This window comes from Pseudomonas sp. 31-12 (assembly GCF_003151075.1).
Classification (GTDB): Bacteria; Pseudomonadota; Gammaproteobacteria; order Pseudomonadales; family Pseudomonadaceae; genus Aquipseudomonas.
In genome coordinates this window covers 2,390,027-2,406,473 of the sequence record NZ_CP029482.1, presented here as the reverse complement: position 1 = coordinate 2,406,473, position 16,447 = coordinate 2,390,027, and the positions used below count along the sequence as shown (strand labels likewise).

General features: G+C 59.4%; 18 protein-coding genes. 12 read left to right on the top strand and 6 right to left on the bottom strand.

Going from position 1 to position 16,447, the window contains the following annotated elements:
- Positions 1-10 precede the first annotated feature (10 nt).
- Positions 11-1,033: a purine nucleoside permease gene (locus DJ564_RS11190; protein ID WP_109629103.1), complete on the top strand. Its 1,023-nt coding sequence runs from the start codon at positions 11-13 to the stop codon at positions 1,031-1,033.
- Between the two features lie 586 nt (positions 1,034-1,619).
- Here the strand turns inward: DJ564_RS11190 and DJ564_RS11180 are convergent.
- The 4 genes from DJ564_RS11180 to DJ564_RS11165 form a co-directional block, all read right to left on the bottom strand.
- Positions 1,620-2,183, bottom strand: coding sequence for a DUF1254 domain-containing protein (locus tag DJ564_RS11180; protein ID WP_109629099.1), 564 nt, complete (start codon positions 2,181-2,183; stop codon positions 1,620-1,622).
- A 141-nt stretch (positions 2,184-2,324) separates the two neighbouring features.
- Positions 2,325-3,896 carry a GGDEF domain-containing protein gene (locus DJ564_RS11175; RefSeq protein ID WP_109629097.1) on the bottom strand — a complete coding sequence of 524 codons (1,572 nt, stop codon included), beginning with the start codon at positions 3,894-3,896 and terminating at the stop codon, positions 2,325-2,327.
- 64 nt (positions 3,897-3,960) lie between these two features.
- Complete coding sequence (locus DJ564_RS11170; protein ID WP_109629096.1) at positions 3,961-4,752, bottom strand: aldolase; 792 nt, start codon at positions 4,750-4,752, stop codon at positions 3,961-3,963.
- 18 nt (positions 4,753-4,770) lie between these two features.
- The gene (locus DJ564_RS11165; protein WP_109629094.1) at positions 4,771-5,475 is read right to left on the bottom strand and encodes a haloacid dehalogenase type II; all 705 of its coding nucleotides are present in this window, start codon (positions 5,473-5,475) and stop codon (positions 4,771-4,773) included.
- A 108-nt stretch (positions 5,476-5,583) separates the two neighbouring features.
- Between DJ564_RS11165 and DJ564_RS11160 the strand changes: the two genes are divergently transcribed.
- Positions 5,584-6,432 carry a LysR substrate-binding domain-containing protein gene (locus tag DJ564_RS11160; protein WP_109629092.1) on the top strand — a complete coding sequence of 283 codons (849 nt, stop codon included), beginning with the start codon at positions 5,584-5,586 and terminating at the stop codon, positions 6,430-6,432.
- A gap of 111 nt (positions 6,433-6,543) precedes the next feature.
- Positions 6,544-7,005, top strand: a complete 462-nt coding sequence (locus DJ564_RS11155) for a hypothetical protein (protein WP_109629090.1) — start codon at positions 6,544-6,546, stop codon at positions 7,003-7,005.
- A gap of 56 nt (positions 7,006-7,061) precedes the next feature.
- Here DJ564_RS11155 and DJ564_RS11150 read toward each other — a convergent pair whose 3' ends face one another.
- Positions 7,062-8,813 (bottom strand): murein L,D-transpeptidase, encoded by a 1,752-nt coding sequence (locus tag DJ564_RS11150; RefSeq protein ID WP_109629089.1) that lies wholly within the window; start codon positions 8,811-8,813, stop codon positions 7,062-7,064.
- Positions 8,814-8,894: 81 nt separating this feature from the next.
- Here DJ564_RS11150 and DJ564_RS11145 point away from each other — a divergent pair, with 81 nt between their 5' ends.
- From DJ564_RS11145 to DJ564_RS11105, 9 genes are all read left to right on the top strand, one after another.
- Positions 8,895-9,599: a murein L,D-transpeptidase catalytic domain family protein gene (locus DJ564_RS11145; protein WP_109629087.1), complete on the top strand. Its 705-nt coding sequence runs from the start codon at positions 8,895-8,897 to the stop codon at positions 9,597-9,599.
- Between the two features lie 159 nt (positions 9,600-9,758).
- Entirely contained in the window at positions 9,759-11,459 is a 1,701-nt protein-coding gene (locus DJ564_RS11140) for a copper resistance system multicopper oxidase (protein ID WP_109629086.1), read from the top strand.
- Between the two features lie 10 nt (positions 11,460-11,469).
- On the top strand, positions 11,470-12,381 hold the full coding sequence (locus DJ564_RS11135; RefSeq protein WP_109629084.1) for a copper resistance protein B: 912 nt from the start codon (positions 11,470-11,472) through the stop codon (positions 12,379-12,381).
- 52 nt (positions 12,382-12,433) lie between these two features.
- Positions 12,434-12,805: a copper homeostasis periplasmic binding protein CopC gene (gene copC / locus DJ564_RS11130; RefSeq protein WP_109629082.1), complete on the top strand. Its 372-nt coding sequence runs from the start codon at positions 12,434-12,436 to the stop codon at positions 12,803-12,805.
- A 3-nt stretch (positions 12,806-12,808) separates the two neighbouring features.
- Positions 12,809-13,774: a copper homeostasis membrane protein CopD gene (gene copD / locus DJ564_RS11125; protein WP_109629080.1), complete on the top strand. Its 966-nt coding sequence runs from the start codon at positions 12,809-12,811 to the stop codon at positions 13,772-13,774.
- A 54-nt stretch (positions 13,775-13,828) separates the two neighbouring features.
- A complete protein-coding gene (locus DJ564_RS11120; protein ID WP_109629079.1) occupies positions 13,829-14,221 on the top strand; it encodes a hypothetical protein in 393 nt (130 codons plus the stop codon).
- A gap of 104 nt (positions 14,222-14,325) precedes the next feature.
- Positions 14,326-14,730, top strand: coding sequence for a hypothetical protein (locus DJ564_RS11115; protein WP_109629077.1), 405 nt, complete (start codon positions 14,326-14,328; stop codon positions 14,728-14,730).
- Between the two features lie 98 nt (positions 14,731-14,828).
- A complete protein-coding gene (locus DJ564_RS11110; RefSeq protein WP_109629075.1) occupies positions 14,829-15,098 on the top strand; it encodes a heavy-metal-associated domain-containing protein in 270 nt (89 codons plus the stop codon).
- A gap of 160 nt (positions 15,099-15,258) precedes the next feature.
- Entirely contained in the window at positions 15,259-16,050 is a 792-nt protein-coding gene (locus DJ564_RS11105; protein WP_109629073.1) for a transporter substrate-binding domain-containing protein, read from the top strand.
- Between the two features lie 134 nt (positions 16,051-16,184).
- On the opposite strand, the gene DJ564_RS11100 is transcribed toward DJ564_RS11105, so the two are convergent.
- Positions 16,185-16,385 carry a hypothetical protein gene (locus tag DJ564_RS11100; protein ID WP_109629071.1) on the bottom strand — a complete coding sequence of 67 codons (201 nt, stop codon included), beginning with the start codon at positions 16,383-16,385 and terminating at the stop codon, positions 16,185-16,187.
- Positions 16,386-16,447: the final 62 nt, after the last annotated feature.

Genomic DNA, 16,447 nt, shown 5'->3' with positions numbered 1-16,447 from the left:
TGGAGGTTTTATGAATGCAATGACGCGTGTTTCCCTGGCCTGTGCCGCCCTGCTCTCTTCCACTGCCTGGGCGAGCGAAGCGCCGATCCAGCCGAAAGTGATGCTGATCACCATGTTCGCCCCTGAGGCGCAAAACTGGATTGATCGCCTGGAACTCAAGCAGGAAGTCCGGGTGCCGGGCCTGTCCGCCGAGTACCCGACTATTCGCTGCAACACGCAACAGGTGTGCCTGATGGTCACCGGCATGGGCCAGACCAACGCTGCGGCTTCGACACTGGCCCTGGCGCTGTCGCCAAAATTCGATCTGCGTAAAAGCTATTTCCTGATCGCCGGGATTGCCGGCATCAGCCCGAAACACGGGACCATCGGCACGGCCGCGTGGGCGCATTATCTGGTGGAGTTCGGCACCCAGTGGGAACTGGATTCGCGCGACGCGCCGAAGGACTGGCCGACCGGGTACATCGGCATCAACACCAAAGGCCCGAACGAAAAACCGCCGCTGGATTACAAGACCGAAGTGTTCGAGCTCAATCCGAAGTTGCAGGCCAAGGCGTTCGCGCTGACTCACAACGTTGAACTGAGCGAGAGCAAGGAATCGGCGGCGTGGCGTCTGAAGTACCCGTCGGCCCCGGCCAATCAGCCGCCGGTAGTCACCCGGTGCGACACGCTGGCGGGCAACACCTGGTTTTCCGGGACGCGCTTGAGTGAGCGTGCCGAGGTCTGGACCAAACTCCTGACCGACAACAAAGGCGAATACTGCACGACGCAACAGGAAGACAACTCCACCTATGAAGCGCTGCTGCGCGCCAGTCGCGAGGGGTTGGTGGATGTGCAACGCCTGGCAGTGGTGCGTGCCGGTTCCGATTTTGATCGACCGGCACCGGGTCAGAGTGAGGTGGATAACCTGCTCAAGTATGCGGATCAGGGCGGGTTTGTGCCGGCGCTGGAGAACCTGTATCGGACGGGGAATCCGTTGGTGCAGGACATCTTGAACAATTGGTCGGCGTGGGAGAACGGTGTTCCCGAGGCTTGAGTCACGCTTGATAGCGCCATCGCGAGCAGGTTCGCGCCCACAGGTTCAGCGCAATCCCTGCGGGAGACAAGCGAGCCGGCTCGCGAAGGCGTCATCACCATTCGTCATCCCGCCAACACCCTCCGCCGTCCCCGTTACACCATCAGCAGGTAACGACTGATCCTGGGAGACGTGCGCAGATGAATATCAAAATCACCACGCTGTTGTTGACGGGGTTGCTGGCCGCAGCAACAGGGGTCACTTACGCAGCCTCCGGCAACGACAATGAGGCGAGCGAGACACGGCCCTGGTCTGGCGGCCGCTCGATCCTGTCGCCCAATCACTCTCCGGATCAACCCTCAGGGCGATATACCTCTGACGGGGAAAAAGGCGGATACGGCTCATCGAGAGAAGGCAATGGTGGAAATGCCGGGAACAGTGGCTCGGGTGCGGGCGGCGGCACGGGCGCTGCCGGCGGTGGGACCGGCGGTGCAGGAGGCGGGACCGGCAGCTGGACGCGTAGAAGCGGCCAATGACGGGAAATCTTCGGCTGCTCTCTACTCAGTGTGCTTAACGTAGTTGCCATACCCGCCGAGAGTGTCGGCACTCATCGACCCGCCGTGACCACTCGAGCATGGATTGCGACCGGCTCCGTTTTTTTGCCGGCCTGCGACAACGGCGTCACGGTGTAGCCCGCCTGAATCCTGTTTACCGTCGCATAGTCCACCGCTCCGCTGACGTCGGTGCGACCGACGACCCAGACGAAGGGCGTGGGCGCCGGTAAATGATTCAGTCCTGCCGGCACCGTTCCGGTCCATCCCGGTGGCGTCAGCAGAAACTCACTGGCCTGTGTGTCCGTCGCATATCCACCCGGCGCGGCGAACACATCGCTCCACATGTCGAGCATGGGCAACACGTAAAAATGCCCGGTGGTGTCCGGCGCGGTGATCACCAGCGGCTCTTTGGTCAAATCGAGCCAGGCAATCGAATACAACGTGTCGACATTCGACTGCACCACGGCTTTGAAATCTTCGGACGGGTACTGAGGCACCGTCACAAAGGCGTTGGCTTCCTGCGGCGAGATATTCGATTGAGCCTGGCTGGCCAGCGGAAAGACAGCGCAGGCTGCAAGGGTTAGAGCAACGGCTGTCAATGCTTGAGGTATCAACATTTTGGCGATCGTCCGTGCTGTGGGGAGACCTGACGGGTTCAGCAGAGCTACCGGAACTCTAGACGATCAAAGCAGATGGACCTGACAGGTAGACAAACGGACGATGAACTGTTGCAGCACTGAAACAACGGCACAAATGTTTCAACGATCAGAGCGCATCAACGCCTCCACGCCACCCTCCATCGACAGCACCGCCGAACGGTTTCGACCCGAATGCTTGGCCTGATAAAGCGCTGCATCCGCGCGCTCTATGAACACTTCGATGCTGTCGTGCCCGGTCGGTACAAACGCGTAACAGCCAAGACTGACCGTCACGTAACCCGTGGGCGAACCGCTGTGGGTGATGTTCTTGTCCATGACGCTACGACGGATCTGTTCGGCAATCACCAGCGCGCCATGAAGGTCGGTGTCGGGCAGCAACACCGCAAACTCCTCGCCGCCATAACGCACCGCCAGATCGGCTTTGCGATGGCAGCACCCCTTCACCGCCCGCGCCACTTCTGCCAGGCAATGATCCCCCGCTACATGGCCATATGCATCGTTGTAGCGCTTGAAGTAATCAATATCGAGCATGACCAGGCTCAGCGAACTCGACTGCCGGGCGCCTCGGCCAAACTCGATGTCCAGCGCCTGCTCGAACAGCCGGCGATTGGCCAGGCCGGTCAGGCTATCGTGAGTGGCGATCAGCTTCAGGGCGTCCTTGGCCTTGCGCAAATCAGCTTCGACCCGCACACCGACGCGCACTTGGCGAACGAATACCCATCCAAACAGACCGATACCCAATACCACCAGGGCAACGATAATGCTGGATTGAAAGGCGGTGCCGTACCATTCCTTGAGTATCGAATCCCTGGACGATGCCGCCGAGACCACCAGCGGATAGGCATCGAGCTGACGGTAGCCATACAAACGTACGACGCCATCGACCACCGAGCTGATCATCGCGTTGCCGGCAGGCGCAGTGGGCAAGTGCTTCTGGAAGATTTCGCCCTTGGCCAGGGACGTGCCGATCTGTGATTCCACAAACGGCCTTCGCGCCAGTAACGTGCCGTCAGTCAACGCCAAAAACATCGAGCCGTTGTCATCGATGCTGAAGCTTTTGAAGAACTGATCGAAGTAGGCCATTTTGATCCCGGCCAACACCACGCCCTGGAAGTTGCCTTTCTTGTCGTTCAACCGTTTGGAGACCGGAATGATCCAGTCGCCATTCTCCCGACTGCGAAGTGCCGGCCCGATGTGCGCGAGGGTGGACACGTTCTGCTGGTGGAACTTGAAGTACTCCCGATCCGCCACGCCCGGACCACGATTCAAATCCTCAAACGAGGTCACGACCCACTGCCCTTGTTTGTCGAACAGAAAGATCCCGTGCAATTGACCCAGTGCCTGCACCCGCCGGGCGAAGGTTTTCTGCAAGCGTGGTTTTTGTGCCGCGCCGTAGCCATCGGCCTGAATCCAGTCCACCAGGCTGGTCAACACCAGGTCGGCTTTCATGAACGTGTCTTCAGCCTGCTGCGCCATCGCGCGCGCCAGGTTCGACGACGAGACTTGCGCCACTGCCAGCGCGTGGCGACGCGATTGCTCCAGCTGCAGGTAAAGCAGAGCAAAGAGACACAGGCACACCGTGGCGATAAACAGCACCGCTGCCTTGAGCAGGGATAACCGTTTCAAAGCGCCGCCTGGGGTTTGCTGTGGGTCTTGAGTGAGGATTGGCAAAGCTCGTCCTGTAAGGGCAAGGCATGGGCGAAGGCCCAAAGCCCTTATATTTTGTGAGCTTAGTCTACGCAGTAATGGGGGGCAATTGTCCTTTGGATAGCTGCCGCATCGCACTGTGCAAATGCGCCCGTGCGCTTTCGGCATCGCCCCGGCGCATTTGCTCGTAGGCCCGCAGGGCAATGTCATGGGGCACCGGCTTGAGGTCACGTTGGGTTGCCATCGCCATCAGCTGCACTTGCGCGGCACGTTCCAGGTAATACAAATCATCCCAGGCTTCGGCGATGGTCGGCCCGGCGACGATCACCCCGTGGTTCTTGAGGAACAGGACGTCGGCGTCGCCCATGACACTGGCAATCCGGTCACCTTCGGATTCATCGAGGGCCAGGCCATTGTAGTTCTCGTCCACCGCCGTGCGACCGTAAAACTTCAGCGCCGTCTGGCCCAACCACAACAGCGGCGGCCCTTGCAGCAAGCACAACGCCGTGGCGTGAGGCATGTGGGTATGGAACGCCACTTTCACCCTCGGCAGCTGTTTATGCAGGCGGGCATGGATGTAAAACGCAGTCGCCTCGGGCTGCCCCTCACCATCGACGACGTTGCCGTGGAAGTCACACACCAGCAGATTCTGCGCCGTCACCTCGGCGAACGCGTACCCGTAGGGATTCACAAAAAACAAATCATCGCGCCCCGGCACCATCGCCGAAAAATGGTTGCAGATGCCCTCCTCCAGGCCATGCAGCGCGGCCAGTTGAAAACACGCGGCCAGCTCCGTGCGGGCCGTGATGACGGCTTGCGAATCCAGGTTGAGGTCGGCATAACGCGCGGCACGCGAACGGCCTGCAAGGGTGTGTGCCATGGCGAAGTCTCCGTGTTTTTACCAGCCCCGGGATGTGAACAGAGGCACGACTTGATCCAGCGTGCTCAATATCGCATCGGGTCGGTAGTCCGGCAGCAATTGCCGACCGGTGCCACGGTCGATCCACACGCAGCGAAAGTGCATGTCCCGGGCGGCGGTGTGATCCAGCGTCGGGCTGGCGCAGATGTGCACCACTTGATCACGGCTGACACCGAGCTGTTCATGAGCGTAGTCAAACAACCGCGGATTCGGCTTGTAGGCCCCCGCCTGTTGCGCGGTGATCACACGATCAATATGCCCGCCCAGTTGCGCAACGTTGCCGGCGATGATGTCGTCGTCAGTGTTGGAAACGATGCATAGTTTGAAACCCATTGCCTTGAGTTTCGCGAGGGTCTCGATCACTTCCGGGAACGGCGGCATCCGCGGAATCGCGCCGGCCAAACGTTGACTGTCTTCGGGCAGGCTCGCCAACCCCAACTCCTCCAGGGCGAGCTGCAACCCGAGCGTGCTCAGTTGGCGAAACGAGCGATGCGGCGGCATCTGCTCCAGCCGATGTTCATGGCAGTCGTAGACCTCGATCAGACGAGCGACTTCAACGCTGTGGTCACCTTTGTCGTGCAGGATTTCGGCGACCACGGCCTTGAGACCTTCATCCCACTGGATCAACGTGCCGTAGCAATCGAAGGTCAGCCATTCGGGGCGCGGGGTGTTGTTGAGTGTCATGTTGGCATCCTCTGAAGGGTGATCTTCAGATTACGAGCCGTTGATGATAGTGTGAAATTAAATTAATACTGATCCGTCAGTGGCAAATCAAATATCAAGGAGACCACCATGCTTGACCTTGAACTGCTCAAGACTTTCGTCTGCGTGGTCGATGAAGGCAGCTTCACCCGTGCTGCCGAACGCGTGCATCGAACCCAATCCACCGTGAGCCAGCAGGTTCGCAAACTGGAAGAATTGGTCGGTCATCCGCTGCTGTTGCGTGACCGCACCGGGCAGAACGTCAACGTCACCGAGCATGGCGAACTGCTGATTCACTACGCCCGGCGCTTGTTGGCCCTGTCATCTGAAGCCGTTGAAGCGCTGGCCAGCGACCTGGATCTGGAGATCCTGCGCATCGGCGTACCGGAAGACTTCGATGCGCGGCGCATGGCGCTGATCCTGGCCGGCTTCAATCGCGCGCGGCCGCAAGCCCGGCTGGAAACGGTCAGCGGCATGAGCACGGATCTGAAACAGAAACTCGCATCGGGTGAGATCGACATCGCCCTGGTCAAACGCGAACCGGACAGCGGGCCGTGCTGGGCGGCGTGGCCGGAAGTGCTGGTGTGGGTCAAAGGCGCGGGCGTGGACTCGGCCAACGGCGTGTTGCCATTGGCGTTGTTTCCGCAAGGGTGCATTTATCGGCAGCGGGCGATTCGTTTGCTGGACGTGGCGCAGCGCCCCTGGCGGGTGGCGTTTGGCAGCCACAGTTTGACCGGGATCCAGGCGGCGGTGGCTTCGGGGTTGGGGATTTCCGTGCTGCCGGCTTCGGCAGTGTTGCCGGAGCACAGCGTGTGTACTGACCTGCCGGAGTTGCCGCCGACGGAGTTGGCGTTGATCAGCCGCGAGGGAGCGTTGACGGGGTTGCAGCGGGATCTGGTGGAGTTTTTGCGGGGAGAACTGGCGGTCTCGGGCAACTGACTGTTGAGCAGAAATGATTTGTCACGCTTGTGTCACTGACATGACGCAGGGCAAAGCCCGGATGGCATTGAAGGAGCTACGATTACTCTTACATCACGACAGGGAATCGAAATGAGTAAGGCAGACGAACTCGCGGCAAAGCTGAAACATACCCGGCCTACCAGCGCGGATCAGATGATCGACAGCTGGCCCGGCCAAGTCTACGAGCTGTATGAGCAGATCGAGGCGTGGCTGCTGCCGCTGATCGAGGTGGGTCTGATACTGCGGCGTAATTCCACTCACGTGTGCGAAAGCGATTCGAACGGTACGACTTTCGATTACGCGATCGATCAATTGCTGATCGAAGGCAATGACATCACCTTCGACCCTGTTGCGCGCTTCACTGAAGATGGCGCCGGGCGTGTCGAGATTCACTCCAAAGGCAAAGAACTCGCATTGCTGCGCACGGTGGACGAGCATGGCGAGACGCATTGGTGGCTGCAGGCGATAGAGCAGGCCGGACAGCAACTGGATGCGGTTGCACTGACTGAGCACAACTTGCTGGCGGTGGTGCAAGAAGGACTAGGGCTTTAGAGAGCCTGCACCAAAAACCGGAAAGGGGGCGGACTTATTAAAACAAGCCCACGCCCCTACTGCCGCGCCGGCCCTGCCGCTACCACCGACCCCACCGCCGTGTGCAACTCCATCACAGGCGCGGGCGAAGGCCGATTCAACGCCCGCAACACCGGCGCATCGTAGCCATACACATCAGGCTTGAACGCCACTCGCCCGTCGCTGCCCAAATCCACGGTCCAGTACGCCAGCAACACCGGCACTTTCACTGGCAGCCGAATGTTCTCGGTCTTGCCACTGGCCAACTGCTTTTGAATGCCTTCGCTGTTCCATCGGACCGGGTCGTTGAACAACAACTCCACCAGTTGCAGCGGATTCTCTACCCGAATGCAGCCCGAGCTGGTCGCGCGGACGGTTTTGGCAAACAACTCGCGATGCGGCGTGTCGTGGAGGTAAATCGCATAGTCGTTGGGGAACCGGATCACCACTTGGCCGAGCGAGCTGTCGGGCCCAGCGTCCTGACGTAACGTGAGGCCGCGAGGATTAGTCCAGTCGACGGTCGACGGATCAAGCACATTGCCTTCGCGATCCAGCACTCGAATCCGGTTGGCCGCGAGGTAGCCGGGATTGCTCTGAACCTTCGGCAGCATATCTTCCTTGAGGATCGTTGGCGGTACGGTCCAGGTCGGGTTAAACGTGATGTAGGTAATCTGCGCCTGGAAGATTGGGGTATTGCGCGCCGCTTTACCGACCTGCACCCGGGATCGCCAGATCGGCAGGCCATCGCGGTACATCGCCACCTTGTAGCCGGCGATATCGACGATGACGAACGTGCCCTGGAGTTTGTAGAGCAGCCAGCGCGCCCGCTCCATGTTCACCCGGACCTGGTCGATGCGCGCCTCAACCGGCACGTTCAGCGCCGCCAGTGTCGTCGCCCCCGCCATGCCGTCCGCGCCCAGGTATTGCTCGTTTTGATACTTTTTCACCGCTGCGGTGACGGCACCGTCGTACTGGGTGCCGTGGATCAGTCGCGGATCGAGGAAACCGGCCGCGACCAGCCTCGCGCGCAAATGCGCGATAGCGGGTTCGTCCATGCCCGGTTTGAGCGAATGGTCGACCACCACTTTCGGCCAGCCGCCCCGATCGCGGATACCGCGCAATTGCGCCAGGGCCTGACGCAAACCGACGTACACCGCCTCTTGCGGCGGTGCCTGGGCAAACGCCTTGGCCACGTCGTGACTGTCGAGCGCGGCAAAGAAAGCATTGACGTCGTCACGTGGATCGACGCCATTCGAATCAAAATTCCAGTGAATATCGAGCCGCGAAGGGTCAACCTTGCCGCGACGCAACTGCAGCAGCGCGGTGATGAAAGTATGAGTTGTCGCCAAATCGAAAGCCGCCCGCTGCTCGGGCGTTACCGGCGTGGTCTGCATCGTGGTCTGGGACCGGATCAATTCATCGATATGAAAGTCCGCCGGGGTCAAGCCGTCAGCCTCGGTCGCGTTCAGGCTGGCGATCAATTGCGCGACATCGCTGTCATTCGTCCACGCCGCGCGATAGGCACGATGGGTATAAAAATCCATGACCAGATGGCTCACGTCTACCCGCCGATTGCGTGGTGCGGTGAGCAACGGCGGAAATGCGGTTTTCAACGGCTCAAGCGAGGCCTGGATCGCTTGACCGACGTTATCGTCCGCTGCAGCCTCGATCATGGAGCTAGGCGCATTTACAGGCTCAATCGACGAAGTTTCCGCGAGCGCCGTGCCGCTGATCAGAAAGCCCATAAAAAATACGCGGCTTATGACGAATAACCTTGTTAAAAGCACCATGAATAATCCTTAATCTCCCGCATTCAACGCCTGGCTGCCAACGCACTGCTAGACTCGAACTTAACATGATGAGACATCTATATGGCGCCACTACGTATTGGCTATCTACTATCGGCCCTGCTACTGACTGCAATGTCCGTACCGTCAGCCTACGCCGATTCTCTCGCGGCCGCCCTCATCAAAGCGGCGCCGAAAGCTAACGCCAACGTCATCAACCTCGCCGTTCGCGCCTCTCAATGCAGCATCGCTCAAGGCAAAGCGCCTGCCCAAAGGCTTGCGGTCATCGACTATTCCCTGCCTTCAACCGAACAGCGGCTCTGGGTGTTCGATTTAAAGAAGCGCAAGTTGCTGTTTCATGAACTGGTCGCCCATGGACGAAACAGCGGCGAGAACATGGCAGTCAACTTTTCCAATCAAAACGAAAGCTTCGCTACCAGTCTCGGCTTGTACCGTACGCAGTCAAGTTATGTCGGGCAGAATGGCTACTCGCTGCGCATGGAAGGCCTGGAGCCGGGTTTCAATGACAACGCGTTTGACCGCGCCATCGTGATTCATGGCGCGCCTTATGTGAGTCCGGTCCTGGCCCGTGCAAATGGGCGGATTGGCAGGAGCCTCGGTTGCCCGGCGGTCAGACCGGCGGTTGCTCGCCGCCTGATTGATTCGATGAAGGGTGGGCAGCTGTTGTTTTCTTACTATCCGGATCAGCGTTGGTTGAAGTCATCTTCGTATATCAATTGTGGCAGCGGCACCGTGGCTGATACATCCGGGCCCAAAAAACACCTTTAAGAAAAGGCGCCCGTTCAGTGGCGCCTCCCTCCTGCTTCAACGCGCCTACACCGGCGAAACTGTCAAAATTGTAATCTTGGCCTCAGCCTTCTGAAAGGTGCCGCTCGTTAGCCTCGACGTCAAGCTAGCTCCAGGCTGACGGACGGGGAACACAACGGCATGCATTCCAACACTACAAGACGCACCTTCGTGAAAGGGCTCGCTGCGGGGGGGCTGCTTGGCGGTCTCGGCTTATGGCGCACGCCGGTCTGGGCAATTACCAGCCCTGGCGAACCCCAGGTGTTGACGGGCACCGACTTCGATCTGTCGATTGGCGAAACCCCAGTCAACATCACCGGCACCCCGCGCAGCGCCATGGTCATCAACGGCGGCATTCCCGGCCCGCTGCTGCGCTGGCGCGAAGGCGACACTGTGACGTTGCGGGTGCGGAACAAGCTCAAGGTCGACACGTCCATTCACTGGCACGGCATCTTGCTGCCGGCCAACATGGACGGCGTACCAGGCCTGAGTTTTCACGGCATCGAACCGGGCGGCCTGTACGTCTACCAATTCACAGTCCGTCAGAACGGCACTTACTGGTATCACAGCCATTCGGGCTTTCAGGAACAGTCCGGCGTTTACGGCCCGTTGGTCATCGATGCCAAGGAGCCAGAGCCGTTCCAGTACGACCGCGATTACGTGGTGATGTTGACCGACTGGACCGACGAAGACGCCGTCGGCCTGATGAAGACGCTGAAAAAGCAGGCGGATTACTACAACTACAACAAGCGCACCGTGGGTGATTTCATCCACGACGTCAGCGAAAAAGGTTGGGGGGCCACGGTCGCGGACCGAACGATGTGGGCCGAGATGAAGATGAACCCCACGGACATCGCCGACGTCAGCGGCGCCACTTACACCTACTTGATGAACGGCCAGGCACCCGACATGAACTGGACCGGTGTATTCCGCCCCGGCGAGAAGTTGCGGCTGCGGTTTATCAATGGCTCCGCCATGAGCTACTTCGACGTGCGCATTCCCGGGCTGAAAATGACGGTGGTCGCAGCCGACGGCCTGCACATCAAACCGGTGAGCGTCGACGAGTTTCGCATCGCGGTTGCAGAGACGTTTGACGTGATTGTCGAGCCGACCGAAGCGGCTTACACCCTGTTCGCGCAATCGATGGATCGCACGGGGTTTGCACGGGGCACGCTGGCAACGAAGCCTGGTTTGTCGGCACCGATCCCCGCGCTGGACCCTCGTCCGTTGGTGACCATGGATGACATGGGCATGGGCGGGATGGACCACGGCAGCATGGGCGATATGGCAGGCATGGATCACAGCAGTATGGCCGGTATGCAATCTCACCCGGACACCGAAAAAGACAACCCGTTGGTGGACATGCAAGCCATGACCACCTCGCCCAAGCTCGACGATCCCGGACTGGGCCTGCGTAACAACGGGCGCCGAGTCCTGACCTACTCCGACCTGCGCAGCACCTTCGAAGACCCGGACGGCCGCGAACCCGGCCGCACCATTGAGCTGCATCTCACCGGCCACATGGAGAAATTCGCCTGGTCGTTCAACGGCGTGAAATTCTCCGACGCCGAGCCGCTGCGCCTCAAGTACGGCGAGCGGGTCCGCGTGGTGTTGGTCAACGACACGATGATGACCCACCCCATTCACCTGCACGGCATGTGGAGCGACCTCGAAGACGAGAACGGCGAGTTCATGGTGCGCAAACACACCATCGACATGCCGCCCGGCTCCCGGCGCAGCTATCGGGTCACCGCCGATGCGCTGGGCCGCTGGGCCTATCACTGCCATCTCCTGTACCACATGGAAATGGGCATGTTCCGTGAAGTTCGCGTGGAAGAATGAGGCGCATCCCATGACCAGATTGACTCCCCTCTCTTTAGCACTCGTGACCGCGGGCCTGACACTTTCTTCGGCAATGGCCGCCACCGACGACATGCAGGGCATGGACCATAGCCAGATGACTGGCATGGACCACAGCCAAATGCAAAGCATGGATGACGGCCAGATGCAAAGCATGGATGACGGCCAGATGCAGCCCGCCGCGCCGACCGAAAGCCGCACGCCGATCCCGACGCTGACCGATGCCGACCGCGCCGCCGTGTACGCCAGCCCGACCGGGCACGGCGTGCATGACACCGCACTCAACTATTACTTCCTCGCCGACAAACTCGAATGGCAGGACGCGGACAACGGCAGCGCCCTGGCCTGGGATTTATCAGGCTGGGTCGGCGGCGACATCGACCGTCTGTGGCTGCGCTCCGAGGGCGAACGCATCAACGGCAAGACCGAAGACGCCGAAATCCAGGCACTGTGGGGCCACGCGATCTCCCCGTGGTGGGACGTGGTGAGCGGCGTGCGCCAGGATTTCAAACCCGGCGCACCACAAACCTGGGCCGCCTTCGGTGTGCAAGGCATGGCGCTGTACAACCTTGAGACCGAAGCCACAGCCTTCATCGGCGAAGGTGGCCAAACCGCCGCACGACTGGAAGGCGACTACGACATCCTGCTGACCAATCGGCTGATTTTGCAGCCGACAGCCGAACTCAACTTCTACGGCAAAAACGACCCGCAACGGGGTATCGGTTCCGGGTTATCCAACACCGAGGCTGGCCTGCGGCTGCGCTACGAAATCCGCCGGGAATTCGCGCCCTACATCGGCGTAACCTGGAACCGCACTTACGGCAAAACCGCCGACTACGCCAACGATGAAGGCGAGGATCGCAGCGAAGCGCGCCTGGTCCTCGGCGTTCGGCTGTGGTTCTGAACGCTTCAACAAAAACCAAAAACCAACCGTTTAAAACGGTAAGAGGCCTCGCATGCGCATGATCAAAACCACCCTTGTTGCCCTGGGGCTGCTGATGAGCGCACTCGCTCAAGCCCATCCGAAACTACTGTCCTCCTCCCCCGCTGAAGGTGCAGACGGCGCAGCACCCGCCAAAATCGAACTGCGCTTTTCCGAAAATCTCATGACCCAGTTTTCTGGCGCGAAACTGGTCATGACCGAAATGCCCGGCATGGCCCACGCCCCCATGCCGATGAAGGCCAAAGTCTCCGGCGGCAGCGACCCGAAAACCATGGTCATCACCCCGCTTTCGCCACTGCCCATCGGCACCTACAAAGTCGAATGGCGCGCGGTCTCTTCGGACACACACCCGATCACCGGCAACGTTACGTTCAAAGTGAAGTGATTAATGAGCGACTCGATCGGCATTGCCCTGCGGTTTGGCTTGTATGTGGATTTGATGCTGCTGGTGGGATTGCCGCTGTTTGGGTTTTACAGCCTTAGAGGGCGGGAACGCGTGTCGGGCGCTGTGTTGCCATTTCGGTTGATGCTGGCGGGGACGGCGGCGCTTGGGTTGCTGTTGTCTATCGCGAGCATGGTGGTGATGGCGAGCGGCATGAGCGGTGAAACGGACTTTGCCGAGTTGCGTCCACACATCGAGATGATGGTGTTGGAAACGGACATGGGCCTGGCCTGGGTCGTGCGTCTTGTCGCACTGGTTGTTGGAGGATTGGCGGTGACGCTAAACCATCGTGCCCCCGGCTTTAGCTTGCTGGTTGCGGCGATTGCTGGCGGTATCGCTCTCGCCTCTCTCGCCTGGAACGGACATGGGGCGATGGATGAAGGCATCCGCCGTGTCTGGCATTTCACTACCGACATCCTGCACTTGCTGGCTGCTGGCGTGTGGCTGGGAGCGCTGGTGGCGCTTGCGTTGATGGCGAAAAATGTTCTGCCGACCGAAGAGCGCATCCGGCTGCTGGCCCGCGCAGTGAAACGGTTTGAATCGGTGGGTGCGTTGATTGTGGTCGTCATCACCGTCACGGGTGTTGTGAACTATCTCTTCATCGTCGGGCTTAAGCTTGATGAAGTATTTCTAAGCACTTACGGGATTTTGCTGTTTATCAAAGTCGCCTTGTTTACGGGGATGCTGGTGCTCGCCGCGTTGAACCGGTTTCACCTTGGACCGGCTCTGCAACTGGCGTTGCGCAAGGGGCAATTTCGGGTGGCGGCGAATGCATTGCAGCGCAGTGTGGTAGTGGAGTTGATGGCGGCGGTGTTGATTGTGGGTTTGGTTGCCTGGTTGGGGACGTTGAGTCCAGAGATGGAAGTGAGCGCGGAGTCACGTAAAGGGGCACCAGTTGATATGGATCAATGATGGCCTCTTGCTCGGGGCTAAGCTCAAGAAAAGCCTTCAGATCAGGTACACACAATGCTCTGGCTCCGCACTCACCTACCGCTGCTGATCCGCCAAGTGCTCGCACTGTGGCTGCTGGCCTTTGCAGTAGCGGCGAGCCAGGGATGCCTGAGCCTGCCGCCTCATGACCTGACCGCCACCCATGAAATTACCCACAGCGCCGACCCTGTCGACAGTCATGAGCTGCATGCCAGCGGCTGCCTGCAGTACTGCGAACACAGCTCCACAGCGCTGAGCCCCACTCTGACCCTGCCCACCTTCGAACACACCCTTTGGGCCGTCCTGTTTCTGCTGCCTGCACTGATTCTGAGTGCCCGCTCCCAGACTCGGTTCGCGTTTCTCACCCTACACCGCCCGGCGCCACCCCGGCCGCCAGCGCGTCTGCGATTCGTTCGCTTCAACGATTAAAACCACTCTTCGAGCGTCCGGAGTTCCGGCCGCCCCCCCTTTGGCTTCGCCTCTTTAGCGCGGCTCAATAGTTCCTGTACGTCCCTGACTCACTGGAGATTGCCATGCATACGCACTTCAAAGCACTCGTCGCCGCACTGCTCATCAGTAGCCCATTGGTTGCTATGGCCGTCGAGGAACATCACCCCGACACAGCGCCAGCCACACCGGCCACCGCCACCGCCGCCACGCAAGACAAGGCCATGAGCGAACAGATGGAAAAAATGCAGGCGGCCCACGAAAAAATGATCGCCGCCAAAACCCCGGCCGAGCGCCAGGCCGCCATGCAAGAAGGCATGGCCACGATGAAGGCCAGCATGGGCATGATGCACAACCATTGCCAAGGCATGGGTATGGGCATGGGCAAAGGCATGTCCGCCGGTAAGGACCACTCAGAACAGATGATGGGCATGATGATGAAAATGATGGATCAGCAGTCGAGCATGATGAAGATGCCGATGGCGCAGTAACCGCCTGAAAGAAGCGCTTGACCTTGCCATCGTGGCAAGTTCAACCACGATGCACGTCATCACACCACCTGCCACTCACCGTAAAAGAGGTTTACGTAATGAACAGTACTGAACTGCAAGTCGAAGGCATGAGCTGCGGCAGCTGCGTCAAACACGTCAACGCTGCGTTGCTGCCGCTGGCCGGGGTTGGTGAAGTGACTGTCGATCTGGCGTCCGGCCGGGTCAAAGTGACCGGGGACACCGACAGCAATGCCCTGTTATCGGCACTGAATGAGGCTGGGTATCCGGCAAGCGTGTTGACGGGGGAAAGCCCCGAAAACATCAAGAAAAAGTCAGGGTGCGGCGGTTCCAGTTGCTGCTGTCACTGAGTCCGAACGGTCAGGATGACATCGAGGCCAGACCGCATTTTGCAAACACAAAAAGGGCGCTCCCACAATGAGCGCCCTTTTTCGTCGTGGATAGCCGCCGAGAAACTGTTTCACTACACTCCATTTTCTTCAAACCCACCCTCATAAAAGTCCGCCAAAAATGAAAACCATAAAACGCACTATGATGCTCGGTGGCCTGCTCGCGCTCTCCTTCGGCGCTCAGGCACAGGACGGCCCTTCGCATCTGGACAGCATCATCCAGCAAGGCCAACTGCGCGTGTGTACGACGGGCGACTACAAACCCTATACCTCCAAAGCCGAAAACGGCGAATATTCGGGGATCGACATCGCCATGGCCCGCTCATTGGCCGACAGCCTGGGCGTCAAGGTTGAGTGGGTGCAGACCACGTGGAAAACGCTGATGCCCGACATGCTGGCCGGCAAATGCGACATCGGCGTCGGCGGCATCTCGGTCACCCTGGACCGCCAGAAAAAAGCCTTCTTCAGCACAACACTGGATGTCGACGGCAAAATCCCATTAGTGCGCTGCGAAGATCAGGCGCAGTACCAGACCGTCGAACAAATCAACCAGCCTTCTGTTCGTTTGGTTGAACCGGCCGGCGGCACCAACGAAGCGTTTGTTCACGCGTTTCTGCCCAAGGCGCAACTGAGACTTCACGACAACGTGACCATCTTTCAGGAACTGTTGGATAAGAAGGCCGATGTGATGATTACCGATGCGTCGGAAGCGCTGTATCAGCAGAAACTTAAACCCGGGTTGTGTGCAGTGAATCCGAGCCAGTTTATGCAGTACGGTGAAAAGGCCTACTTGTTGCCCCGCGATGACATGACCTGGAAGTTATATGTCGATCAATGGCTGCACTTGGCCAAAGTGACCGGCACCTATCAGAAAGTCCTGAGCCAATGGATCGCAACGCCCGCCTCCAAATAGCCGCCACACCACGCCCCCTGTAACAGCTGGCGAAGCCTGCGTTCGGCTGCGAAGCAGTCGCAAAGTCAGCCCCCCATGGTGCATCAGATAACAACGCGCCCCGGCGGAAACATCTTCCGCCGTTGCATCATGCCTTAGTCATCGTGTAGCAACCCCGAGCTGTACTCGCTGAAACTGCTACCGATCGCGCTTGCGCCGAGGTTCAACTTGTTGGCGCCATGGCCATCGAACGATTGGCAGCCTTCTGAAAAACAGGTGCGGGTGCTGACGCCTGAGCAGGCGCTTAGCAGCAAAGCGCTGGTGATCATCACGACTTTGAAGAGGTTTGAGATCATTTTTCAGGTTCCTGGGGGACTGCAAGCGTGGTAGTTCGGCTACTCCTCATCCTAAGACGCCG